Consider the following 22,004-nt stretch of genomic DNA (forward strand, 5'->3'; position numbering starts at 1 on the left):
GCCGCCGGCGTTCCGGGCTTGAGACCGTCCTCGACGTCGGCTCGGCGCATCCAGTTGCGCAGACAGGATTCCGCGATGCCGAAGTCGGCAGCGATCTGCTTGATCGTCTGCCCGGGTTCACGGCTGCGCGCGACGTTCACGACGTCGTCGCGGAACTCCTTGGGATAGGGCTTGGGCATGGTGTACATCCTTCCATCGACGCCTCTCAGCGCCACAGATCAGGTGTCACCGAACCGTGCATCAGTCCCCGGGGTGTGCCCGCCAGTGGCGGGGGACCGCTTTGCAGATGGCGAGATGGCGGCCAGCAAGCCAGCTCTGATGACATCTGCTGCAGCTGGCACGCTCCGGGAGGTGCTGGTGATGCGCAGGGTGAAGGCCATTGACCTGAAAGGACGCCCTCATGCATCGTGCCCCGAGCAGGTTCACTGATCCGGTCTCCCCGGTGTTCAGCGCGAGCTCGGCCGCAGCTTTCGGCGCACTGAGCTTGATCGATCCGTCGCGGTTGAGCCCGGCACGTCGACGGCTCTATCGGGCGGGGGTGGCTGCGACCACGGCGTGGTGGGCGGGTGTCACCACGGACCGGAACCGAACCACTCTGGTGCCGGCCAATGTGGTGGCCGGGGCGGCCGCCGGGGCGGCGGTGCTGGCCCTCTCCGATGCCTCCGAGGCCCTCGACGCCCGGATCGTGGGTCGGCTGGAGACGGTCGGGGTGTGTCATCCGCGGCGGTGGCTGGCCGCGACCTCGGTGGCCAGTGTCGTGGTGGGCTACGTCGTTGACCGTGCAGGGGCCCGGACTGGTGCGCAGGCCCTGGAAGAGGGGGAGGAGTCGGTGCGCACCCGTGCGCTCACCCCGGCGGTGCGCGAGGTGGTGCGCGGGATTCTGCAGGCCACTGACACCGCCGATGCCCGGGTGCTGCTGGGGCAGCTGGTGGTCGCGCAAGAGTTCTTTTTCGATGACGGCGTCGAGGGGTTCTCCACCACCGTGGAGTTCCAGGTGTCCGACGACGTGGTGCGCGTGGTGCCCCATCACCAGACCTACCCCGTCCGAGCCGAGTACCAGGCACCCGATGGCACGCTGCTGCAGATCAGCCTCCAGCTCCTGGAGGGCAAGTTGCCCCACCTCGCCATCGACTTCGCCGACGAAACCCACTATGAGGATGAGAGCGCGATCGACGTCGTCGAGGAGCTCATCGATCAGTGGCCGGATCCGGCCGATCTGCGGTACCTCAGGGAGGGGCCGGATGGTCGTCCGTTTCCCCTGACCTGACCGGCACCACACCGCTCCCTGATATGACGGTCGCTCGAGAGGTGTCCCGTGGGGGGGAGGGGGCGCCGATCCAGGCGCCCTGATCCCTTTGATGTCGGAGGCTCCACATGCCTTTCGCTCTTTCCTCACGTCCCCGCTCCACCTCGTCCTCACCCGTTGCGGGTGCCACTCATGCAGGGTGGCGTGCCGCGGCCGCCTCCACGGTGGTGGCGGGTCTGCTCTTCACCGGTGGGGTAGCGCCGGCGCAGGCGGCGAGCACTTACAGCTCTCCGTTGCGCACCGCGGTGAAGTCTCTGCCGGTGGCGGCGGAGAACAACGCCGGCTACAACCGGGACAAGCAGTTCGGCGACTGGAATGACACCAACCGCGACTGCCAGAACACCCGGGCCGAGGTGCTGCAGAACGAGTCCAAGGCGAAGACCAGTTTCACCACCACCAAGCGATGCACCGTCAAGGGCGGCAAGTGGGTCACCACCTGGGACGGGCAGGTGCACACCTCGGCCACGGCGGTGCAGATCGACCACACCGTGCCGGTCCACGAGGCCTGGGGCTCCGGGGTGAGGGGCTGGAGTCAGACCGAGCGGGTGGCGTTCTACAACGACCTGGGTGATCACCGCACGCTCAGCGCCCAGACCTCCGAGCTGAACTCCACCAAGCAGGCCCGCGGCCCGGAGGAGTGGATGCCGCCCGAGCACCGCTGTGGCTATGTGGGGGAGTGGACGGCGGTGAAGATCCGCTGGGGCCTGAAGGTCGGCAGCAAGGAAAAGGCCGCCCTGACCTGGATCGCCGCCGCCTGCCCCGACGTGACCATCAAGGTCGCCAGGGCCTGACCGGGCCCACTGTGTGCCAGTGGGCCGGACACCGCGGCGGTGTCCGGCCCGCTCAGTATTGGTCCACGTCTTCCGGACCGGCCGGTCCCCGGTGAAAGAGCCCTGGGACCGCCCCGAGAGCGACGTCGTGGCCGAGCTGGTCGTGCGCGGCTACATCGACGCCTCCGGGCGCGTACTGTCGCTGACCGAAGAGGGCCTGACGGCCGCCGGGGTGCTGTGGCCGCGGTGCGTGCAGGCGGATTCCGGCAAGAGGTTCGGCTCCGGCTCCGACGCCTACGGGGTGATCCTCGGGGCGTTCGACTTGGAGGGGACCCAGGCCCTCGTGCGGCTACTGGCGGTTGAAGCCTGAATCGGCGGCATCCCCTCCGCGCAGGACCCCTGCCACGACAGTCAGGCCTGTGACAGAAGGTTGCGACAGCACTACGCACCCTCATTCCCGTTCGCACATGGGGTGATGGTGGTGGACAGCCGCAGTGGCCGAAGGTCCAGGAGATCCACCGGGACGTCTTCATAAGGTGACCACAGTTGACCGACGACCCCCATCACGGCGCAACTGGACCCCCCTCACCCTCCATCAGCGACGGCGCAGGACACTCCTGCCCTTGGGCTCCGTCGCGGAACAGGACCCACCATGCACGCTCCTTCTCCCCGGGCCCGCAAGATCGCCGGTCTGTCCGCCGCCCCCATCGACGTCCTCGTGGCCGGCGTGATGGTCTGGCAGGGCTCCACCGCGGCCTTCACCGCCACCACCCGCAACGCCGGCAACTCCTGGGCCACCGGCCAGGTCGCCCTGACCGACGACGACGCAGGCCGCGCCGGCTTCACCGTGGAAAACCTCGTCCCCGGAGCGACCGGTGAGAAGTGCATCGAGGTGACCTCCAACTCCACCGTCGCCGGTGAGGTGCGCGCCTACACCCAAAACCTCTCTGGCTCCGCCGCCGGGCTCGAGGACCACATCGACCTGCGCGTCGAGCGCGGCACGGGCGGGTCCTTCGAGTCCTGCGACGGCTTCGCTCCTGTCCCCGGTGCGCTGCCCGCCCAGTCGTTGACCACCTTGTCGCAGGCGAACCGCGACTACGCCACCGGCGGCGCCGTCTGGGGCACCGAGGGACGGGCGGGGGAGTCCTCGACCTACCGCGGCACCTGGACCTTCGACACCGAGGGCCTGACCCAGTCCCAGATCGACGCCCTCCAGGGTTCCCGGGTGAGCGTGGACCTGGTCTGGGAGCTGCAGAGCAACGACGCCTGAACCCTCTTCGTGACGAGCCGGTCCCACCACGAGTCCAGCCTCACTGCCGAGCCGACACCTGACACGGTGACGGCCGCGCTGTGGGGCTGGGCCCGGCTGTTCACCGGCGCCGCCGCCCAGATCTACCTCGTGCTGCTGGCCACCCTGGCGGCGATCGCCCTGATCCCGGCCGTTTTCGGGTGGCACTCCACCGTCATCGAGACCGGCTCGATGGAACCGCACATCGACCCGGGTGACGTCGTCGTGCTCGCCGGCCTGCCGGATGACCAGCCGGTGCCGTTCGGTGGGGTCGTGCAGTTCACCAGCCCCGCCGAAGCCCAGCCCAGCGGGGTGGAACGCTCGGTGCTGCACCGGATCGTGGTCGACCACGAGGACGGCACCTACGCCACCGCCGGGGACGCCAATGCCGAGGTGGACTCCACTCCGCTGATGAGGGAGCAGATCACCGGCCAGGCCCGCCTTCTGGTTCCGTTCATCGGGCTCCCCTCATTGTGGCTGGGTGCCGGCCAGCACCTGCCCCTGGGCCTGTGGGCCGCAGCCACCGTGGCGGCCTTGCTGATCACCCTGGCCGTCTTCGTCCCGCGGGCACGCGACGACGACGACCAGGAGGGCGAGGAAGCAGAGGGCGACACTCAGGAGCTTCCGGTGCTCGCCCGCCGCGGCGCCCTGGCCGTGGCCGGCACCGCGGTCCTGGCCGGGCTGACGGCCTGGCCGGTGCCGCCGAGCACCGCGGCGTTCACTGCTCGAACCGGCACCAGCGCTTCCTGGCGGTACGTGGGCATGCCGGCGATCACCCTGGGGCGAGCCAGGGACTACGCGCTCCTGGCCTCCGGTCGCCTCACCGACCACACCCCCGGCGGGCACCCCACCTCGATCGGCGGCAGCGTGGGCACCTACCCCGGTCTGGCCATCGAGAATCTGCAGTCCAGCGGATCTCGGCGCAACGTCACCGGGACGGTCGAGCCCGGCACCACGGCGGCCGCCGGCGCCATGACCGACGCCCGTGCCCTCGAGGCCGCCCTGCTCGCCCGCCCGGCGACTGTCAGCCGCCCCACGGTGCTGACGGGCAGGATCACGCCGGGGATCTACACGAGCACCACCGGGACCTTCACCGTCGCCGGTGACCTGACCCTGGATGCCCAAGGGGACCCGGGCGCGCAGTTCATCTTCCGTGCCGCCACCATCACCGCCGCGGACGGCAGCCGCGTGCTCCTGAGCAACCAGGCAAGAGCGGCCAACGTCTACTGGGCTTCGACCGGCAGCATCACCCTGGGCATCAGCACCACCGCCCGGGGTGCTTACCTGGCTCGCGGCAGCATCGCGGCCAACACCACCACCGGCAGCCCCACCCAGCGGCTCACCCTGGAGGGACGCCTGATCAGCCTGGGCACTGCCGCCGGCGGCGGGGTCGTCGAGGTGAACCGACCCATCATCACGATCCCCACCTGAGACGACGCGAACTCCACACGGTGTTGAAGCCTTCGCCTCCTTTAGGCCTCTTGCACCGCTAAAGAGACAGTCCCCGGCGTCTCGACCTCGGCGAGGGGGAGCACCTCGCTCCCGCCGTATCCCAGCTGGGTGATGGCCCTCATTGTTCCGCGGGGATGCCGAGTGCGTGAGTTCATGGTGTTCTCCTGTCTCAGTCGGTTCATGGGCATCGCCGGAGGGTTGGAGGGCGCAGTTCCAGTCATCGGTGAGTCGTGACCGGCGCGCTCTGCTGCCGCACCGAGTGCACGACGGCGGCCGCCGCGAGAGGGACGACAGCATAGGCGGCCATCACGATCAGGCTCGCCTGTGCGGAGAGGTAGGCACCTTGCATCTCGGCTGCTCCGGTGGTGAGGAGTGCTGAGGACGCCGGCAGCGGTAGGCGGCTGACGATGGTCTCCACCCAGTCCAGGCGGATGAAGCTGAGGATGCCCGGCAGCAGCAGGACGAGCAGGCCGTTCCGGACGGCGACCGCACCGATGTGCTCCGCGGCGGTGGTGCCGCCGCAGCGCTGGGTGAGCTCGTGTGCCTCGATCATGACCGAGACCTTCCAGGGCGGTGGCGGACCTGTGTGCGCATCCCCTGACCTGACCTGCCGGTAGGGGCCTTGGCAGGCCCCTACGCGACGTCCCGGTGGAAGTCGGTGTCCCACCGCCAGGAGGCCCGCACCGCGGCACCGAGGCAGATGGCTGTGAACAGGACGGGGACTGTTCTCAGGTTCACGCTTGCTGCTGGATGCGAGCGGCTTCCCGGTCCGGGCTGGTCGCCGTGGTTGCCGGCGACGCGGTGCGGGGCCAGGTCCAGGCGGAGCGCAGGATGAAGGCCAGGAGCGCCACCTCGATGGTGATGTGGAAGCCGTAGTAGAAGGCCCAGTCCCAGGACGTCCCGCCCGCGTTGAACACCGTGACGGGGATGTAGAGCGATGCCACGACGAGGTTCGTGGCGCGGTTCAGCCGGGCGGGCAGTGCCATGGAGAGCATCACCATCAGGGCCGGGATCCCGATGACCACGACGAAAATGGTCAACAACGTCGGGGTGATGTCGAACTCGAAGATGCCGCCACCCCGGATCTGGTCGATGGCGCCGGGCTGGTAGAGGTGGAAGTAGTCGATGTAGATGTAGAAGAACATCAAGCTGGTCCAGGCTGCCGCGAGCTTGGCCTGCACCGGGGTCCGCGGGTTCTCCAGCGTGGTGGTGTGTCGACGTGTTCTCATCGTGGGCTCCGTTGTCGTGGCGAGGATCGCTAGGCCCTCGGGTTTCGCCGAACATGCGCCTTACGTCTGTAAGGGGTGATCACCAGCTTAGACTTACGGTCGTAAGTGCGCAAGGATGGGAAAATGACGCGACGCACACCACTGAGCAGGGAGAGGATCATCGACGCCGCCGCCGCAGTCGCCGACCGCGCGGGTGTCTCCGCCGTGAGCATGCGCAGTGTCGCGAAGGAGCTCGGCGTCGAGGCGATGTCGCTCTACCATCACGTCCCGAGCAAGGAGGCGATGCTCGACGACCTCGCCGACTGGGTGTTCGAGCGGATCGAACTGCCCCAGGTCGGCGCCACGTGGCGGGAGGCGCTGACCGGCCGGGCACGATCGGCGCGGTCGGTGCTCACCGCTCATCCGTGGGCGCTCGGGATGATGGAATCGCGCCCCAACCCCGGCCCCGCGCTGCTGCAGCACCACGATCGTCTCCTCGGCGTGCTGATGGCCGAGGGCTTCAGCGCTGCGCTGGCAGCACACGCGTTCTCCGCAATCGACGCCTACGTGTACGGGTTCGCGCTGACCTGGACGAGCCTGCCGTTCGAACCGGGGGACGGCGCCGAGGAAGCGTTCGCCGTCAAGGTCGCGGCGTCGGCGGAACTGTATCCGCACATTGCGCGCTCGCGCGCCGAGCTGTTCGGCGATGGCGTCTACGCGTTCGCGGACGAGTTCGACTACGGGTTGGAGCTGCTGCTGGAAGGCCTGGAGCGTCGGGTCGCCGACGAGAGCCCCGCGCTGGGCGAGCGTTAGCGCATGGTCGTGCGGGCATGAGAGCGATCGTCCATGACCGCTACGGGTCGCCCGATGTGCTGCGGCTCGACGACATCGCCACGCCGACGCCGGGGAGAGGCCAGGTGCTCGTGCGGGTGATCGCGACCTCGATCAATCTGAGCGATTGGGAGGGGCTGCACGGGTCGCCCGCCTATGCCCGAGTCGGCGGCCTGTTCAGACCCGCCCGCCGCACGCTCGGTTCGGACATCGCGGGAGTGGTCCAGGCAGTGGGCGCAGGGGTCACGCTGTTCCGGGTCGGTGACGATGTCTACGGCGACAACCTCGCGCTGAAAGGCGGCTTCGCGGAGTACGCCGTGGCGCCCGAGCACGCTCTCGCGCTCAAGCCGGCCGGACTGTCCTTCGCCGAGGCGTCGACACTGCCGCAGTCGGGGGCGATCGCGGTGCAAGCAGTTGCGCGCGCGAAGCCCGGTGAGCGGATGCTGATCAACGGCGCCGGCGGAGGAACTGGGGCGTTCGCGCTCCAGCTCGCCGTTGCTTCCGGCATCCGTGTCACCGGCGTGGACAACGCCGGCAAGCTCGACTTCATGCGATCCCTGGGGGCCGCCGAGGTCATCGACCATCGCGCCGACGACTTCACGCGCACCGGTCCGTACGACCTCATCATAGACCTCGTCGCCCGGCGGTCGGTGTTCGCCTATCGCCGTGCGCTCGCCCCCGGTGGCACCTGCCTGATCGTCGGCGGGACGACGCGCGCCCTGCTGCGAGTGGTGACGGTCGGCGCACTGATCGGCGCGATGACGGGTCGGCGTTTGGGGGTTCTTGCCGTCAAGCCGGGGCCGGCGCATTTCTCGCCTCTTGCCGACCGATGCATCGCGGGAGATGTCCGTATCCACATCGACCGCGTGTTCCCGCTCGAGCAGGTGCCCGAAGCGCTCACCTACGTCGGCGACGGGCACGCGCTCGGCAAAGTGGTGGTCGAGGCGGGGACAGGTGCCGACTGAAGACCGCGCGAACCGACGAGAGGGTCGATCCCCACACTTCGGGGAGCAGGAAGGCCGCGGCGACGAGCGGCAGACCGGTGCATCCGAGGCCGTCGAACCGGTCGATGACGCCGGCGAACAGCAGGACGACCACGACCGTCTCCTCGGCGTGCTGACGGCCGAGGGCTTCAGCGCCGAGGAAGCGTGCCCTCGCGGCGCATACTCGCCGGATGTCGGCGGGGCGCTACAGAGCGTGGAGGTATCGCCGGGTGTATTGCTGCTGCAGGCAATGGCTGATCGGCGCCAGGACGCGGGACCACCACGTGCCCGGACGGGAGAAGGCGGTGATGGTGAACACGACGGCGTCGTCCTCCCGCCATTCGACGCAGAACCTCTCCTCGCCCTGCTCGACCCGGGGTGGGCTGGCCTCGACGGTCAGGCCGGCCGCTCGGTGCATCTGCCAGCTCATCAATCGATCGGCGGCGCGGTGGAACGTCGACTCCCCGTGGCCGATGACACGCTGGACCCTCACGTGGGCGTGTCCGCCGGGGAGATGCCCGGTGGTGGCGCCGATCTCCGGGTAGGTCAGTGCGCGCTCGAGCAGAGTCATAGTGCCCACTATGCCAAGGGGCGCTCTGCACATGGCCTGGCTGCCGGTCACCGCCTGTGAGGGTGACGTTGCAGTATGGGGTGGTTGTCACCGTGTTTGACAGGGAGCGGGCCACAGGGTTTTGCGGGTTCAGATGAAGAGGGCGCGGTTGAGGCGTACGCCGTATTCGGCGTCGGGGTTGGTGGTGGCGTCCCCGACCCGTTCCTGGATGGCGGCGACGGCCAGGTCGCGCCGCGTCGGCGATCGCCTCGCGTCCGCTGCCGCCCACTGCTCCGGCATCTCTTCGAGGGCGAGGTCGGTGCAGTAGCACGGGGTGCCCGGTTGCTGGCGCCACGACTGCGCCAACGGACCCGCGTCGAAGGCGTCGAAGCCGGTGTCCTCGACGAGGGCCATTGCCACGTCCCGGTGCTTGTCGTCGTCGGCTGCCACGGGGATGGCGATGCGGTCCGGGCTGCCCGCCGGTTGGCCCTTGGCGGCGAAGGAGGGGGAGCCGATGGCGTTCCACGCCTTGACGACCGGTCGCCCCAGCCGTTCTGCCACCCACAGGCTCTCGACCTGACCGGCCTCGATGGCCTCGATCCTGCCGTCGCGCTGCGGATAGTAGTTCGAGGTGTCGATGACCACGGTGCCGGACGGCAGAGCGGTGAGCAGCGGCGCGAGCTGCGGAAGACGGTGCAGGGGAACGGAGAGGATCACGACGTCGACATCGATCACCGCCTCGGCCGCCAGGACCGCGCGTCCGCCTGAGGCCAGCACCTCCGGCCCGATCGTTTCGGGCCCGCGCGAGTTGGCGACCTTCACGTCATGTCCGGCTGCGCTCAACCGCTGGGTCAGGGTGGTGCCGATGTGCCCGGTGCCCAGAATGCCGATCTTCATGGTCCGTCTCCTTGCTGCAGGTGGATGCCCGATGGGGGCGAGGGGGTGTGGGTCAGGCGGTTGCCGCCGACGCAGCCGGTGTGGGCTCTGCGGGGGTGTGCGGGCCGGCCGATCCGGGGCGGCGCACGAACAGGGTAGCCAGGGCCGAGGCGGAGGCGATGACGGCGGCGGCGGTGAAGGCGGATTGTGCGGCGGCGACGGACTGGGCCGCATCCAGGGTGCCGGTGCCGTGTGCGGCGGATCCCAGGGTGTAGGCCGAGACGAGGACGGCGGTGCCGGCCGCGCCGCCGAGCTGCTGGATGGTGCCGAAGGCCGCGCTGCCGTGGGGGTAGAGGTGGGCGGGCAGTGCCGACAGTGCGGCCGTGGTCAGCGGGCTCCACATCAGGGCCTGCCCGATGATCATGGTGATGTAGGCGATGAGCAGGGTGGAGACGGCCGTGCCGGAGTCGATGCGGCTGAGGAACCACAGGGAGGCGGCCACGATGAGTGCTCCGGGGATGGCCAGGGGGCGGGGGCCGAGGCGGTCGTAGAGCCGCCCGCCGATGGCCGAGACGACGGCGATGGTGATGCCACCGGGCACGAGGAAGAGCCCGATCTGCAGGGTGCCCAGGTCGCTGACACTGCTCAGCAGCAGCGGGAAGACGACTCCCGTGCCGAAGGCCGTCATGGTCAAAGCCAGCATCACCAGCAGCGGCACCGTGAACGCCCTGACCGCGAAGATCCGCACGTCCAGGAGTGCGTCGTCGGTGCGCTGGAGCGCCCGCTGCCGCAGGACGAAGGCGGCGATGCCGAGGGCGCCGACGAGGATCGGCAGATAAGGGGGGACGGGGGTGTGGCCCGAGGTGGACTCCCCGATGGTGGCCAGCCCGTAGACCAGGGCGCCGAACCCCACCGCAGAGAGAATGAGGGAGAGCACGTCGAGGGTGATCGGCTCCGGGGTGGTGATGTTGCGCAGCTTCACCGCGCCCAGCACCAGCCCGGTCAGGGCTACCGGCAGCATCAACAGGAACAGCCACCGCCAGCTCAGCTGGGACAGGATCAGGCCTGAGACCGCCGGGCCCAGGGCCGGTGCTGCGGAGGAGACAATCACGACCAGCGCCATCATCCGGCCCTGGCGGGCCGCCGGGACCAGGCGCATGGTGGTGGCCATCAGCAGCGGCAGGAAGACGGCGGTGCCGATGGCCTGGATGATGCGACCGGTGAACAGGATCCCGAAGCCGGGGGCGATCGCGGCGAGCAGTGTTCCCACGGTGAAGAGCGACATCGCGGTCAGGAAGACGGTGCGCAGATGGAACTTGCGCATCACGAAGCCGGTGGCCGGGATCAGGACGGCCAGGACCAGCAGGTAGCCGGTGGTCAGCCACTGCCCGGTCGTCGCGGTGATGGCCAGCTCTTCGATGAGGGTGGGCAGTGCGACCCCCAGCAGCATCTCGTTGAGCAGCACGATGAAGGTCGAGGCCATCAGCAGCCCCAGGACGAGACCGTCACCGGGGGCCAGCTTGTCGAGCGTACCGGTGCTCGATGCAGTGGTTGCTCCATGGGGACCGGTATGGGGCTGTGGGTCGATCGAGGCCTGGCGGGTGGTCATCGGGGGCTCTCTTTCCTGATGCGATGGGGGCAGCCTCGAGGAGGGCTCCGGGCAGGCCGGGTCCTGTGGCCAATGGCGGGGGAGGGGCGTCCTCCCCAAGCGGAGGACGTCTCCGCATGAGTAAACCGGAGAGTGTCTCCCTTTGGCAAGTGGCTGCTTCTACCTCTGTTTGTGATCGTGATCACGACCGGGGTGGCCGCTGGGATCTGGGGCTCGATGGCGCAGCAGGGTGGCGTTGGTGGACGGGCCGCGCCCGGAGTGCGCGTCGCAGATGCCAGGACGAGTCTGCGGCGGTGTTGCAGTGCGGTGGCTGGAACTGGATGGGTTCGGTGGTGGCCCGTGGCGCGGATCCCGTCGAGCGGGACACGTCGGGGTGTGATGTGGAAGGTGCCCTCGCTTGCCCTCGAGGACCATGCGGAGATAGTCTCCATTTAGTCGAGGAAGGGAATTGGCCCATGACCGAGGCAGGGACCGGCACGCGCCGGCCGCGCACCGATGCCCGGCGCAACCGCACGCGCATCCTCGAAGTCGCCGAGGAGTTCTTCGCCGAGGCCGGCATCACCGGGTCCCTGGACGCGCTGGCCAAGCGGGCCGGTGTCGGGGCCGGGACCCTCTACCGGCACTTCCCCAACCGGGACGCCCTGCTGGCCGCCCTGCTGCAGGCCCGCAACGAGGAGCTGGAGGCCCAGCTCGAGGCCCTCCGGCAGGAGACCGATGCGGCGGTGGCTCTGGAGCACTGGCTGGACGCGCTGGGGGAGTGGGTGACCGCCTTCGACGGACTGCCCGATCCCCTGCGGGCGGCACTGTCCCAGGAGTCCTCCCCGCTGGCGATCACCTGCCAGGGCTTCATTGCGACCACCGAGGAGTTCCTCGGCGCGGCCCAGCGCGAGGGCACCGCCCGGTCGTGGGTGCGCGGGCGGGACCTGTTCCTGGCCGCCCTGGCCACGGCCTGGGTGCGCGGGGCGGCCATGGCCGACGAGGCCTCGGCCCGTGCCGTGCGCGAGATGATCCGCTCCGGCTGGGCCACGCCGCGACCGGACAACACCTCGGCGAGCTGACCAGCACCGGCAGCCGCGGGGACGCCCACGCAGCATGGTGTCGAGCGCGGTGTTCCTCCGGACGAAGCGGCAACGACCGCGGAGTACGTGGGGAGTCCCGGACATCGGCCCGCCGGCACGTCGTGAACCGCCCACGACGGGACCTGCCCCCAGTGGGCGTCACCACCCCGACCTCATCCCATTCATCCCAGAGCGAGGATTCGTCATGCCCACCCTTGGAATCATCGGCAGCGGCAACATCGGTGCGGCCATCGCCCGCCTGGCGACAGCGGCCGGCACCCCGGTCGTCATCGCCAACTCCCGCGGTCCCGAGACCCTCACCGAGCTCGTCGCCGAGCTGGGTCCGCTGGCCACCGCCGGTACCGTCGAGCAGGCGGCCGCCGCCGGGGAGCTCGTGGTGCTGTCCGTGCCGCTGACCGCGACGACCGCGATCCCGGCGGCCCTCCTGGCTGGCAGGACGGTGGTCGACACCAGCAACTACTACCCGTTCCGCGACGGGCGCATCCCCGTCCTCGACGCGGAGGAGCTCACCACCAGCGAACTCGTCCAGCGCCACTTCGCCGGAGCCCGGCTGGTCAAGGCGTTCAACAACATCCTCGCCCACCACATCCCCGCCCTGGCCCGCCCCGCCGGGGCGCCCGACCGCACCGCACTGCCCATCTCGGGCAACGACGCCGCGGCGAAGACCCATGTGGCGGCACTGATCGATCGGTTGGGCTTCGACACCATCGACGCCGGCACCCTGGCCGAGAGCTGGCGGTTCGAGCCCGAGGCCGCCGCCTACACCCGCCTCTACCTCGCCGATCCCACCACCCCCGATGAGCGCCTGCTCGAGGCCCCCGCCGGGACCGTGCCGGCCGCCCGGCTGGTCTCCGCCCTCGAGGGCGCGCAGCGGGTACGGGTGGCCGAGCGCACCTTCTGACCCGGTCCCGGCGCCGGGTCGTCGGCCGGAGGTTGGCACGGTGACCCACCGCTTTCTCCGCGACATCCGTCCTCGCGGTTGCCCAATGCTCATCCACCTTCCGGAGCAGGGTTCTCGGTCCTTTGACAATCCGGAGAATCTCTCCGTATCTTTGGGGCAAGTAAGCGGAGAGACGCTCCGTTTAAGTGCCCTTTCACTGGAGACTCCTTGATGACCAGCCCGCAGATGATCCTCGGCATGCAGCTCGGCAACGGCTACGGCTCCCAGCCCGCCGCCTGGCGGGCCCCCGGGGTGGACCCGTCCAACTACACCGACTTCGACGCCCAGGTCCGCTACGCCCAGACCGCCGAACGCGGGAAGTTCGCGTTCCTGTTCCTGCCAGACTTCCTGGCCCTGAGCGGGGACCTGGAACACGAGGCCCCCATGCTGACCCTGGAACCCATGATGACGCTGGCGGCGATCGCCCGGGGCACCCAGCGCATCGGGCTGGTGGCCACCGGCTCGACGACCTTCAACGAGCCCTACAACCTCGCCCGGCAGTTCAAGGCCTTGGACGTGATGAGCCACGGCCGGGCCGGCTGGAACGCGGTCACCACCAGCGACCCCGCCTCCGCGGCCAATTTCGGTCGCCAGATCGCCGCCCGCCCGCAGCGTTACCAGCGCGCTCACGAGACCATCCAGATCACCCAGGCGCTGTGGGGCAGCTGGCAGCCCGACGCCTGGCGCAAGGACACCGCCACCGGGCGGTTCGCCGACCCGGGCAAGATCCAGCCCATCAACCTGGGCGGGGAGCACGTCGCCTCCCAGGGGCCGCTGCCCATTCCGCCTTCGGAGCAGGGCCAGCCGGTGATCTTCTCCGCCGGCGGCGGGGAGAACGGGCTCGAGATCGCCGGCCGGTACGCCAGCGCGGTCATCGGCGCAACGTTCACCATCGAGGACGCCCGGGCCCAGCGAATGGCGATCCGCGAGGCGGCGCGCCGTGCCGGGCGGAACCCCGATGAGGTGAAGTTCTTCGCCGGGGTGATGCCGGCCATCGGCCCCACCAAGCGCGCCGCCCTGGACCGCCGCGTGGCCCTGGGCGAGCACACGTTCCCGGCCCGCGTCCCGTACCTGGGGTCCATGCTCGGGTTGGAGCTGGACGTCAACCAGCTGGACCAGCCGCTGAGCCCCGCCCAGCTGGCCGCCGCGCGCCCCAGCCCCTTCGATCCCCGCTCCCCGCGGGCCCTGGAGGTCGCCCGCGAAGGATGGACGATCCGCGAGGTCCTCGCCCACGGGGTGATCGACTACCACCCCACCCCGGTGGGCCCTGCCTCGGTGACCGCAGACCACCTGCAGGAATGGTTCGAGGCCGGAGCGGCCGACGGCTTCTGGGTCTCCATCGACGTCTACGAGGACGGGATCGACACCTTCGTCGACGAGGTCGTCCCTGTCCTGCAGGAGCGCGGGCTGTACCACCTCGACTACGAGGGCTCCACCCTGCGGGAGAACCTGGGAGCCCATGCGCAGTACGGGTTGGACCCCCGGCTCGCGGACCCGGCACGGTGACCCCGGCCATGAGCACATCCACCCACCGGCAGGACATCGACGCCCGGGCCTTCCGGGACGCCCTGGGGCACTACGCCTCCGGGATCACGATCATCACCGGCCGTGACGAGCAGGGCCCGATCGGATTCACCTGCCAGTCCTTCTACAGCGTCTCCACCTCCCCGCCGCTGATCTCCTTCAGCGTCCTGAAGACCTCCACCACCTACCCCCGGATCCGGCGGACCGGGAGGTTCGCGGTGAACGTCCTCGCGCACCACCAGCAGGGGGTCTCGAACCAGTTCGCCCGCAAGGGCACCGACAAGTGGGTGGGCATCCGCTGGCACCCGACCCGGGCGGGGAACCCTGTGCTGGAGGACACCTTGATGTGGCTCGACTGCGAGATCTGGGCCGAGCACGACGCCGGCGACCACCTCATCGTCCTGGGCCGGGTCGTCGAGATGAGCCCGGCCACCCGGCACGCACATGAACCCCTCCTGTACTACCAGAGCAGGTACCGCCGCCTGGGCCCGGACGAGACACCCTGAGGCGCATCACCGTGCACTGGGGGCGAGGGCCACACCACACCTTCAGGGTCGGCGCAGCCGCTGATTGACACGTGGACATTGGAGCCAAGAGCGGCTCCTTCCCCACCGGTTTGCATATGGCCGGCTACCGGCCTACGAGACAACCGTTGCCGTAGGGATCGTCTGCCGGGTGCCGTTGACCCGTCACGAGTTGGGCCACCACCTACGCGGCCCCTTCATAGAGATTCGCCCGTACGTTCCCGGAGCCTGCCCAGCCCGGCGTGGATCAAGCTGCCCTCCAGACAGCCGACCAACTCGCCTGCTCAGCTCAGCAACTGGCCCCACGACGTGGACAGGGCCCTGCCCGGCGCTGGTGTGGCGCCGGGCCGGGACACTCAGCCGAAGATCCGCTCGAGCACGTTGTGGTTGTGCCGGCTGTACTCCAGGCCCACGGACTCGCCCACGGTCCCGAGCGCGGCCGGCTGGTAGATGAACGCGGTGCGGATGACGTCCTCGTCCCCGACGGCGGGCCGCTGGGCCGGTGACGGCACGTACGCCCAGAGGTCGGTACCAGCGGCGGCGTTGAGGGCTGGGATGTCGTGGCACAGTGCTGCGGTCTACCGCACCTGGTGCCGGGTCATCGGTGTACTGCGATGGCGATGTCGATGTAGACGGGGCGGTGGTCGGAGGTGGGGAAGGGGTACTCCCCGGTCAGCTCGGCGCCGGGCTCCCCGGGTGCCGGCCACCAGACACCGGCGTCGAGGACCCGCAGGTTCTTCGAAGGAAGCACGTAGTCGGCCCGAAGATTGCCCGGGGCCGGGTCGTCGTTGAAGTCAGCGGTGTCGTAAGCGGGATCCGAAAGGTGCCTCAGGTTGGCTCCGCCCTGCCGGGCAGCCGCCTCAAGCCCACCCGCCGAGGCCGGCTGCGGGTCCTGCACTTGGGGGTGTTCCAGCAGTTGCTGGATGGCTCCGGGCCAGGAGTCGCCGTCGTGCGGGTCGGAGTTCTGATCTCCCATGACCACGAAGCGGGAACCGGGCTTCAACCCACCACGTCCGCCCTCGTCGTCGTAGATGTACGACGACGCGGCCCGGCCGGACACGTAGTCGGCCCAGAACCGGATCTCGTCGTGGTTGCGCTGCCCGTTGCGGTCCTCGTCGCCGTCGAAGGTCGGTGGGGTGGGGTGGGAGGCGAGCACGTGCACGGTCTTCTTACCGATCCGTACCGGCACGTCCCAGTGCGATTTGCTGGACGGTCGCAGCCGCTCGGCCTGCTCGTCGGTGTAGTAGCCGGTGGGGAGGAGGTTGTCGGGCATGTCCGCCCACCGGAAGCCCTGGAACGTGCGGATGTTCTGGGTGTCGATGGGGTGCTTGGAGTAGACGGCCATCCCGTACTGGCCCGGGAAGGCCTCGAATCCCCAGGCGTCGTCGGGCCCGCCCACGGTCCTGTCCTGGTTCAGGTCCAGCCCCGAGGGCACGCCGGTGTTCACCGGGGCGGTGTAGACGTAGGGGTAGTCCACCGGGTTCTGCCCGTTCTGCGGGACCGCGAGGTAGTTGTCGTGGAACAGCTCGGCGGAACGGGCCTCAGGGTCGTGGTCGAACTCGTTGAGCAACAAGACATCGGGGGCCGTCCGTTGGATCACCTCGGCCACGGCCTGGGCCTGGGCATTGTCCGGGGTGGCCAGATCGGCCCGCATCTGCCCGTCGGTCTCACGGTTCAGTGAGGCGTTGTAGGTCATGAACCGCACCGGTTCTCGGGTGCCCTGGCCCCGCTCGTCCCCGTGCCCGTGGGCACGGTCGGGCCCCGCCACGGCCGGGGCGCCGGCGCCCATCAGCAGCACTGCTGCCAGAGCCGCCGCCGTCAGCGGCTGGTGCACGTGCATCATGTCTTCCTCCTCGATCCGTCCGTCTGGACCGACCGTAGGCCCACCGAGGGCGGGCTCAGCGGTGCGGGACGAGTTCCTTGCAGAAGACCGTGCCGCCGTGGCCGTCGCGCAGGCTCACGGTCAACACGTCGTCCTCATCCAGTTGCACGTGGCCGAAGAACTGGAAGCGGCCGTCGCGCGGGGAACCGGCGGTGGGGCCGGCCTTGGCGAAGACCTGCTCCGGGCCGAAGGTGCCGTCCAGCTCGTTCGGGCCGAAGGTGCCGGCGTTGATCGGGCCGGCGACGAACTCCCAGAACTCGTCGAAGTCGGTGAACACCGCCCGTTCGGGCGAGTAGTGGTGCGCCGCGCAGTAGTGGACGTCGGCGGTCACCCACACGACGTTGCGCACCCCGGCGTCCTTGAAGGCCTTGAGCACCCGGGCCAGCTCGAGCTCTCGGCCCAGCGGGGCCCCGTCGTCGGCGTTGCTGATCGACTCCTGGGCCTTCCCGTCCGGGACGATCACCCCCAGGGGGAGGTCCGCAGCGATCACTTTCCAGGTGGCCCGCGAGGAGCTCACGCCGTCAATGAGCCATTGCACCTGCTCCTCGCCGAGCAGGGGCGTGGCGTGGGACTCCAGACCGTCCGTGTTCTTGCCCTTGAACGTGCGCATGTCGAGGCAGAAGACGTCCAGCTGCGGGCCCCGCTGGATCCGGCGGTAGATCCGCTGGTCCTCGAAGCCCGTGGTGCCCGGGCGCAGGGCACGCGCCTCGCCGATGGGCTGGTACTCCTGCCAGGCTCGCCGCCCGCGGGCGGCCAGGGTGCTGACGTCGCGCACGGTGTAGCGCTCATCCTCGAGGACCTCCCCGGCCCACCAGTTGTTGGTGGTCTCGTGGTCGTCCCACTGGGCCACCACGGGCACGTCGGCGTACATCGCCCGCACGTTGTTGTCCATGAGGTTGTACCGGTGGCGGGCCCGGTACTCCTCCTGGGTTTCGGCGACCTTGGTGACGCCTTCGGTGACCAGGTTGCGCCAGATGCGGCCGTCGGGTTCGACGACCTCCGCCTGGATCGGGCCGTCGGCGTAGATCGTGTCCCCGGAGTGGATGAAGAAGTCCGGGTCCGTCTCGTGCATCGCCCGGTAGGTGTACATCCCGCCCAGATCCGGGTTGATGCCCCAGCCCTGCCCGGCCGTGTCGCCCGTCCACACGAAGGACTGACCACGGCGGCCGGCGCCGCCGTGCCCGTGTCCGCCGGAACGACCCTTTCCGCGGCCGCCCGGTGCGGTGCGGAAGGTGCCGTGGTGGACGTCGGAGAGCACGCCCTCCTCGTCCTCGAAGCGCACCTCCAGGGCGAAGCGCGTGCCCGCAGGCAGGTCCGTGGCACCGATCTTGACGGTGTGGTCGGTCGCCTCGCTCACCCACCCGGAGGTCAGGGTCCGGTCGAAGCCGCTGCGGCCGCGGACGATCGCGCCGTCCGCGTCCACGGCCCGCAGGCGCGCCACCATGCGGCCGGTGCCGTCTGTGCGCGACCACAGGATCGCCGAGGAGGACGTCACATCGCCGGTGGCGATGCCGCTGGGCAGGTGCAGGCGCCGGCGCGCCAGGACCGGGGACGACGGGCCGGCCGGGAGCACGGGGCCGGCGGCGGAGACCGCGGTCGTGCCGGCGAGAGTCAGAGCGGAGGCCGCGAGGGAGCCCTGGAGCAGGCCGCGGCGGGAGAAGGTAGCCATGGGTCGATCTTCCGCCCCGTGGTTGACCTAAGGTTGAACGGTCGGCGACGTCCCGTCGACCGGCCGGTGAGCGCCCTACTGCCGGAGACCGGTCACCGGATCGGCCGTGTGTCCACCATGCAGGACGCCACCGTTCCTGGCATCGACCGCACCTCCCGTCCGCCCGGCGTGGCGCGACCACCGCGGGCGCACCAGAAGCTCGATGCCCTCCGGTTTCCGCAGGGCCGGCTACCGGTTCATGGGAGGTGTTCGGCAAGGGACACCGCGACCATGGTGGCGCCAGGGCCGAAGCAGCTCACGCATTGGCTGTTAATGACAGCCCGGTCGGATCCGGGCGTCCTTCCCCCTGGGAGCCGAACCCCAGGAGGAAGGACGACGCTGACGGGTGACGTTCTACCGTCCGCAGCTCGGGGTCAGGCCCGGCGCTGGAGACCCCGCACTCCGTCCTCGATCATGAAGGAGGCCTTCGTGTAGACGGGGGCGCCGGGGGTGGTGACCTGGTCCAGGACCCGGAAGTCCGCGGTCATGGCGTCCTTCGTGATGGTGGTGCGCACATAGCCGCGCTGGTTGTTGAAGAACTTCAGGTGCGGGTTCCAGGCCATGATCGGGTCGTGGGTGGAGCCGTTGCCGTTGCCGGTGGAGGTGATGGAGCTGCAGACCAGCTCGGAGCCGACCACCGGGGCATCGGGGTCCTGGAAGTCGGTCTTGACGTCGGAGGCCCAGTGCCGGTGCACGTCACCGGTGAGCACCACCGGGTTGCGGACTCCGGCGTCGACCCAGCCCTGGGTGATCCGTCGGCGCGAGGCGGCGTAGCCGTCCCAGCCGTCCATCGAGACGTCGTCCACTTCGGGGGCCTGTTCGCGGTCCCGCTCGGAGAAGAAGACCTGTTGCCCCAGGACGTCCCACCGGGCGGTGGAGGAGCGGAAGCCGTTGAGCAGCCACCTCTCCTGGGCGGGGCCGGTGATGGTGCGGGACTCGTCCCAGCGGGCCTCGACGTTCTCATCCCAACCGTCACCGGCCAGTTGGTCGTCACGGTACTGGCGGGTGTCCATCATGTGGAAGTTGGCCAGTTGCCCCCACTGGATGCGTCGGTAGATCTGCATGTCGTTGCCCTGCGGAACGGAAGGCTTGCGCAGCGGCATGTTCTCCCAGTACGCCTGGAAGGCCGCGACCCGGCGGGCCCGGAAGCGTTCGGTGGTGTCGTTGCCCTGGGCCGGATCCCGGTTCTCCGGGATCTCGTCGGCCCAGTTGTTGTCCACCTCGTGATCGTCCCAGACGACCAGCCACGGGGCGACGGCGTGGGCGGCCTGCAGGTCCTGATCGGCCTTGTACTGGGCGTGCCGCTGACGGTAGCCGGCCAGGTCGACGGTCTCGGGTCCGTGGTGATCGCGGACGTTGCCGTCCCCGGAGACGTAGACGTTCTTCTTGTACTCGTACTGGTAGTCGCCCAGATGCAGCACGAGGTCCGGCTGGTCCTCGGCCAGGCGGCGGTAGGCGGTGAAGAAGCCGTGCTCGTACTGGGAGCAGCTGGCGAAGGCCATGGCCAGCGCCGCCGGGGTCTCGCCCCAGGCTGGGGTGGTCAGCGCCCGGCCGATCGGGGAGATGTGCATGCCGGTGCGGAAGCGGTACCAGTACTCGCGGCCGGGCTTGAGCCCGTGCAGCTCGACGTGCACGGAGTGGGCGGATTCGAGCCTGGCGTGCTCCACCCCCCGCTTGATCACCTTGCGCATGGCCTCGTCCTCGGCGACCTCCCAGGAGACCTGCACCGGGCGGTTGGGCATGCCGCCGAGGCCGTCGGCGGCCAGCGGGTCCAGTGCCAGACGGGTCCAGAGCACGAAGCCGTCAGGCCACGGGTCGCCCGAAGCGACTCCGAGAGTGAACGGGTCGCCCGTCAGGGCGTTGCCGCGGGCCTTGTCGGGGGCAGCGGCGGATATGCCAGGGACGGCGATCAGGCCGGCCCCCAGACCGGCGGCGATGAGGGTTCTGCGCGAAGTGTCCATGGCGCCGAGGTTAGGAAAGGCGTCTGAACCGGCCCGTGCCACACGGTGAAAGATGCATGAATCTCCGTCTACTTATGGGCGTTCTCGCGCGGGCTGCGTGCAGCGCCGGGCGCATCCGCCACTTCACCGTCCTCTTGCACCGGATCGGCGCCGTTGTCACCGCGGGCCTGCGCGGACCCGACATGACCTGACATGAGGGACTGGAGCCGCCTGGGAGTGCCGGTGCTGGTCGACCATGGTTGTTGTGCTGCTCATCCTGCGGTGGAGTGCTGGACACCTCCTGCGTCTACCGTCCGGTTCATGCGCACCCCACGAATTTCCTCCTTGCTGTCCGCCGCGGCTCTTGCTGTGCTGGCCACGGCGGCGACGCCGGCCGTGGCCGCCCCGCCCGCATCTGCCCCGGGCAACGCCCCGCAGGACTACTCTCTGCTCCAACTGAACCTGTGCCTGTCCGGGTTGGCCGGGTGCTACCCGGAGGCCGAGTACCCGTCCGTGGTGGAGGAGGCAATCACCACGATCCAGGAGCAGTCCCCGGACGCGGTGACGGTCAACGAAGCGTGCAGCGGTGACATCGCCCGCATCGCCGAGGAAACCGGCTACGACTACCGGTTCGCCACGGTCAACTACCGCGGGGCGCCCTTGCCGTGCGCTGATCCCGAGGGGCGCGGGGTCTTCGGCAACGCGGTGCTGACCGAAGCAGAGATCACCTCCAGTGAAGAGGCTGCCTTCCACACGCAGTTGGGCAGCGAGGAGCGCCGCTGGTTGTGCGTGGACACCGACGACGGGGTGCGCGCGTGCACCGCTCACCTGAGCGTGGCCGGTTCCGACGCGCAGGCGGCGACCAATGACGCCCAGTGCGCCGAGCTGACGGCGGTCCTCGGCCGCGGCGGCCAGGAGCAGGCCACGGCTTTCGGCGGTGACGTCAACCGTCAGACGTCCTGCGCCCCAGCCGGGGCATGGACGGCCACCGACGCGGCCGCCGCCCAGGCTCCGGGCATTCAGCATGCCTACGGGTCCCGTGGCTGGCTCCTGGCCCCGGAAACCGAGATCGTGCCGATGACGTACACCGACCACGACGGGCTGCTCGTCGAGGCGCGCCTGCGCACTGCCGGAGCCTGATTTGCTTGCCCGGAGCCCCGCACAGTCCATGGCGAGGCCTCCGGTCCTGCGGTTCCCGGGAATTCTTTCGCGCCGTCCACACGTAGCGCACTTCCTCACCCGTGCACGGGAGTGGGGTCATGAGGGCACGGGCCTCAGGTTTGGTGGTGTCGGTTCCGCTCGAAGTTTGAGCTGTTTGTCCGTGCGAATAGTGAGCACCTCGCGGGGTTGTTCTAGTTTGCCGGTCCGGTCTCGGTGACGGAAGGCAGGGTCTCGATGCTGGTGTGCCGGATGCGGTAGCTGGTGCCCTTGGTGGTGATGATCTCGGCGTGGTGGACGATGCGGTCGATCATGGCCGCGGCGATCGTGGTGTCCCCGAAGACCTCGCCCCATCTCGAGAAGGGCAGGTTCGAGG

23 protein-coding genes are annotated in these 22,004 nt (G+C 69.6%); 12 read left to right on the top strand and 11 right to left on the bottom strand.

Annotation, left to right across the window (positions count from 1 at the left end; translation table 11 throughout):
* Positions 1–188, bottom strand: a 188-nt coding sequence (locus CK505_RS19115) for a transposase (RefSeq protein WP_217987563.1), incomplete at its 3' end; no start/stop codon positions are given.
* 350 nt (positions 189–538) lie between these two features.
* Here CK505_RS19115 and CK505_RS16815 point away from each other — a divergent pair.
* The 5 genes from CK505_RS16815 to CK505_RS16835 all read left to right on the top strand — a co-directional run bounded on the left by CK505_RS16815 (position 539) and on the right by CK505_RS16835 (position 4,795).
* Positions 539–1,267, top strand: a complete 729-nt coding sequence (locus CK505_RS16815) for a hypothetical protein (RefSeq protein ID WP_141246855.1) — start codon at positions 539–541, stop codon at positions 1,265–1,267.
* Between the two features lie 284 nt (positions 1,268–1,551).
* Positions 1,552–2,097: an HNH endonuclease family protein gene (locus CK505_RS16820; protein ID WP_255250992.1), complete on the top strand. Its 546-nt coding sequence runs from the start codon at positions 1,552–1,554 to the stop codon at positions 2,095–2,097.
* Between the two features lie 91 nt (positions 2,098–2,188).
* Entirely contained in the window at positions 2,189–2,446 is a 258-nt protein-coding gene (locus CK505_RS16825; protein ID WP_141246856.1) for a hypothetical protein, read from the top strand.
* A gap of 282 nt (positions 2,447–2,728) precedes the next feature.
* Complete coding sequence (locus tag CK505_RS16830) at positions 2,729–3,346, top strand: hypothetical protein (RefSeq protein WP_095651787.1); 618 nt, start codon at positions 2,729–2,731, stop codon at positions 3,344–3,346.
* Between the two features lie 9 nt (positions 3,347–3,355).
* Positions 3,356–4,795 (top strand): ice-binding family protein, encoded by a 1,440-nt coding sequence (locus tag CK505_RS16835; protein ID WP_141246857.1) that lies wholly within the window; start codon positions 3,356–3,358, stop codon positions 4,793–4,795.
* Between the two features lie 238 nt (positions 4,796–5,033).
* Here CK505_RS16835 and CK505_RS16840 read toward each other — a convergent pair whose 3' ends face one another.
* Both CK505_RS16840 and CK505_RS16845 read right to left on the bottom strand, forming a co-directional pair.
* Positions 5,034–5,369, bottom strand: coding sequence for a hypothetical protein (locus tag CK505_RS16840; protein WP_217987565.1), 336 nt, complete (start codon positions 5,367–5,369; stop codon positions 5,034–5,036).
* A gap of 181 nt (positions 5,370–5,550) precedes the next feature.
* A complete protein-coding gene (locus CK505_RS16845) occupies positions 5,551–6,045 on the bottom strand; it encodes a DUF6326 family protein (RefSeq protein ID WP_095651789.1) in 495 nt (164 codons plus the stop codon).
* A 123-nt stretch (positions 6,046–6,168) separates the two neighbouring features.
* On the opposite strand from CK505_RS16845, the gene CK505_RS16850 reads away from it, so the two are divergent.
* Together CK505_RS16850 and CK505_RS16855 are read left to right on the top strand one after the other, a co-directional pair.
* Positions 6,169–6,837, top strand: a complete 669-nt coding sequence (locus CK505_RS16850) for a TetR/AcrR family transcriptional regulator C-terminal domain-containing protein (RefSeq protein WP_095651790.1) — start codon at positions 6,169–6,171, stop codon at positions 6,835–6,837.
* 17 nt (positions 6,838–6,854) lie between these two features.
* The gene (locus tag CK505_RS16855; protein ID WP_095651791.1) at positions 6,855–7,820 is read left to right on the top strand and encodes an NAD(P)-dependent alcohol dehydrogenase; all 966 of its coding nucleotides are present in this window, start codon (positions 6,855–6,857) and stop codon (positions 7,818–7,820) included.
* A 223-nt stretch (positions 7,821–8,043) separates the two neighbouring features.
* On the opposite strand, the gene CK505_RS16860 is transcribed toward CK505_RS16855, so the two are convergent.
* The 3 genes from CK505_RS16860 to CK505_RS18975 form a co-directional block, all read right to left on the bottom strand.
* A complete protein-coding gene (locus CK505_RS16860) occupies positions 8,044–8,409 on the bottom strand; it encodes a DUF1990 family protein (RefSeq protein ID WP_095651801.1) in 366 nt (121 codons plus the stop codon).
* Positions 8,410–8,538: 129 nt separating this feature from the next.
* Complete coding sequence (locus CK505_RS16865; protein WP_255250994.1) at positions 8,539–9,360, bottom strand: NADPH-dependent F420 reductase; 822 nt, start codon at positions 9,358–9,360, stop codon at positions 8,539–8,541.
* Positions 9,338–10,873: a DHA2 family efflux MFS transporter permease subunit gene (locus tag CK505_RS18975; protein WP_095651793.1), complete on the bottom strand. Its 1,536-nt coding sequence runs from the start codon at positions 10,871–10,873 to the stop codon at positions 9,338–9,340. Before CK505_RS18975 ends, CK505_RS16865 begins: the two co-directional genes overlap by 23 nt.
* A gap of 455 nt (positions 10,874–11,328) precedes the next feature.
* On the opposite strand from CK505_RS18975, the gene CK505_RS16875 reads away from it, so the two are divergent.
* The 4 genes from CK505_RS16875 to CK505_RS16890 all read left to right on the top strand — a co-directional run bounded on the left by CK505_RS16875 (position 11,329) and on the right by CK505_RS16890 (position 14,922).
* A complete protein-coding gene (locus tag CK505_RS16875) occupies positions 11,329–11,931 on the top strand; it encodes a TetR/AcrR family transcriptional regulator (RefSeq protein WP_095651794.1) in 603 nt (200 codons plus the stop codon).
* 205 nt (positions 11,932–12,136) lie between these two features.
* Entirely contained in the window at positions 12,137–12,853 is a 717-nt protein-coding gene (locus tag CK505_RS16880; protein ID WP_095651795.1) for an NADPH-dependent F420 reductase, read from the top strand.
* Positions 12,854–13,063: 210 nt separating this feature from the next.
* Complete coding sequence (locus tag CK505_RS16885; protein ID WP_095651796.1) at positions 13,064–14,398, top strand: NtaA/DmoA family FMN-dependent monooxygenase; 1,335 nt, start codon at positions 13,064–13,066, stop codon at positions 14,396–14,398.
* A gap of 8 nt (positions 14,399–14,406) precedes the next feature.
* Positions 14,407–14,922, top strand: coding sequence for a flavin reductase family protein (locus CK505_RS16890; protein WP_095651802.1), 516 nt, complete (start codon positions 14,407–14,409; stop codon positions 14,920–14,922).
* A 374-nt stretch (positions 14,923–15,296) separates the two neighbouring features.
* Here the strand turns inward: CK505_RS16890 and CK505_RS18585 are convergent, their stop codons facing one another.
* The 4 genes from CK505_RS18585 to CK505_RS16905 form a co-directional block, all read right to left on the bottom strand.
* Entirely contained in the window at positions 15,297–15,452 is a 156-nt protein-coding gene (locus CK505_RS18585) for a hypothetical protein (RefSeq protein WP_176475393.1), read from the bottom strand.
* Between the two features lie 86 nt (positions 15,453–15,538).
* Complete coding sequence (locus CK505_RS16895; RefSeq protein WP_255250993.1) at positions 15,539–16,783, bottom strand: endonuclease/exonuclease/phosphatase family protein; 1,245 nt, start codon at positions 16,781–16,783, stop codon at positions 15,539–15,541.
* Positions 16,784–16,838: 55 nt separating this feature from the next.
* A complete protein-coding gene (locus CK505_RS16900) occupies positions 16,839–18,491 on the bottom strand; it encodes an alkaline phosphatase (protein WP_095651797.1) in 1,653 nt (550 codons plus the stop codon).
* 413 nt (positions 18,492–18,904) lie between these two features.
* Positions 18,905–20,491 carry an alkaline phosphatase gene (locus CK505_RS16905; RefSeq protein WP_095651798.1) on the bottom strand — a complete coding sequence of 529 codons (1,587 nt, stop codon included), beginning with the start codon at positions 20,489–20,491 and terminating at the stop codon, positions 18,905–18,907.
* A 300-nt stretch (positions 20,492–20,791) separates the two neighbouring features.
* Here CK505_RS16905 and CK505_RS16910 point away from each other — a divergent pair, with 300 nt between their 5' ends.
* Positions 20,792–21,610, top strand: coding sequence for a hypothetical protein (locus CK505_RS16910; protein WP_141246858.1), 819 nt, complete (start codon positions 20,792–20,794; stop codon positions 21,608–21,610).
* A gap of 212 nt (positions 21,611–21,822) precedes the next feature.
* On the opposite strand, the gene CK505_RS16915 is transcribed toward CK505_RS16910, so the two are convergent.
* Positions 21,823–22,004 (bottom strand): ATP-binding protein (locus CK505_RS16915; RefSeq protein ID WP_176475381.1); only part of this gene is annotated, 182 nt, incomplete at its 5' end.

It is taken from the genome of Kocuria sp. WN036, from assembly GCF_002287015.1.
Classification (GTDB): domain Bacteria; phylum Actinomycetota; class Actinomycetes; order Actinomycetales; family Micrococcaceae; genus Kocuria; species Kocuria rosea.

What these genes read in the sequence shown, in the direction of transcription:
- CK505_RS16830 (WP_095651787.1), top strand. Translation starts at nt 2,729, where the DNA reads ATGCACGCTCCTTCTCCCCGGGCCCGCAAGATCGCCGGTCTGTCCGCC.
- CK505_RS16840 (WP_217987565.1), bottom strand. Translation starts at nt 5,369, where the DNA reads ATGATCGAGGCACACGAGCTCACCCAGCGCTGCGGCGGCACCACCGCC.
- CK505_RS16845 (WP_095651789.1), bottom strand. Translation starts at nt 6,045, where the DNA reads ATGAGAACACGTCGACACACCACCACGCTGGAGAACCCGCGGACCCCG.
- CK505_RS16850 (WP_095651790.1), top strand. Translation starts at nt 6,169, where the DNA reads ATGACGCGACGCACACCACTGAGCAGGGAGAGGATCATCGACGCCGCC.
- CK505_RS16855 (WP_095651791.1), top strand. Translation starts at nt 6,855, where the DNA reads ATGAGAGCGATCGTCCATGACCGCTACGGGTCGCCCGATGTGCTGCGG.
- CK505_RS16860 (WP_095651801.1), bottom strand. Translation starts at nt 8,409, where the DNA reads ATGACTCTGCTCGAGCGCGCACTGACCTACCCGGAGATCGGCGCCACC.
- CK505_RS18975 (WP_095651793.1), bottom strand. Translation starts at nt 10,873, where the DNA reads ATGACCACCCGCCAGGCCTCGATCGACCCACAGCCCCATACCGGTCCC.
- CK505_RS16875 (WP_095651794.1), top strand. Translation starts at nt 11,329, where the DNA reads ATGACCGAGGCAGGGACCGGCACGCGCCGGCCGCGCACCGATGCCCGG.
- CK505_RS16880 (WP_095651795.1), top strand. Translation starts at nt 12,137, where the DNA reads ATGCCCACCCTTGGAATCATCGGCAGCGGCAACATCGGTGCGGCCATC.
- CK505_RS16885 (WP_095651796.1), top strand. Translation starts at nt 13,064, where the DNA reads ATGACCAGCCCGCAGATGATCCTCGGCATGCAGCTCGGCAACGGCTAC.
- CK505_RS16890 (WP_095651802.1), top strand. Translation starts at nt 14,407, where the DNA reads ATGAGCACATCCACCCACCGGCAGGACATCGACGCCCGGGCCTTCCGG.
- CK505_RS16895 (WP_255250993.1), bottom strand. Translation starts at nt 16,783, where the DNA reads ATGATGCACGTGCACCAGCCGCTGACGGCGGCGGCTCTGGCAGCAGTG.
- CK505_RS16900 (WP_095651797.1), bottom strand. Translation starts at nt 18,491, where the DNA reads ATGGCTACCTTCTCCCGCCGCGGCCTGCTCCAGGGCTCCCTCGCGGCC.
- CK505_RS16905 (WP_095651798.1), bottom strand. Translation starts at nt 20,491, where the DNA reads ATGGACACTTCGCGCAGAACCCTCATCGCCGCCGGTCTGGGGGCCGGC.
- CK505_RS16910 (WP_141246858.1), top strand. Translation starts at nt 20,792, where the DNA reads ATGCGCACCCCACGAATTTCCTCCTTGCTGTCCGCCGCGGCTCTTGCT.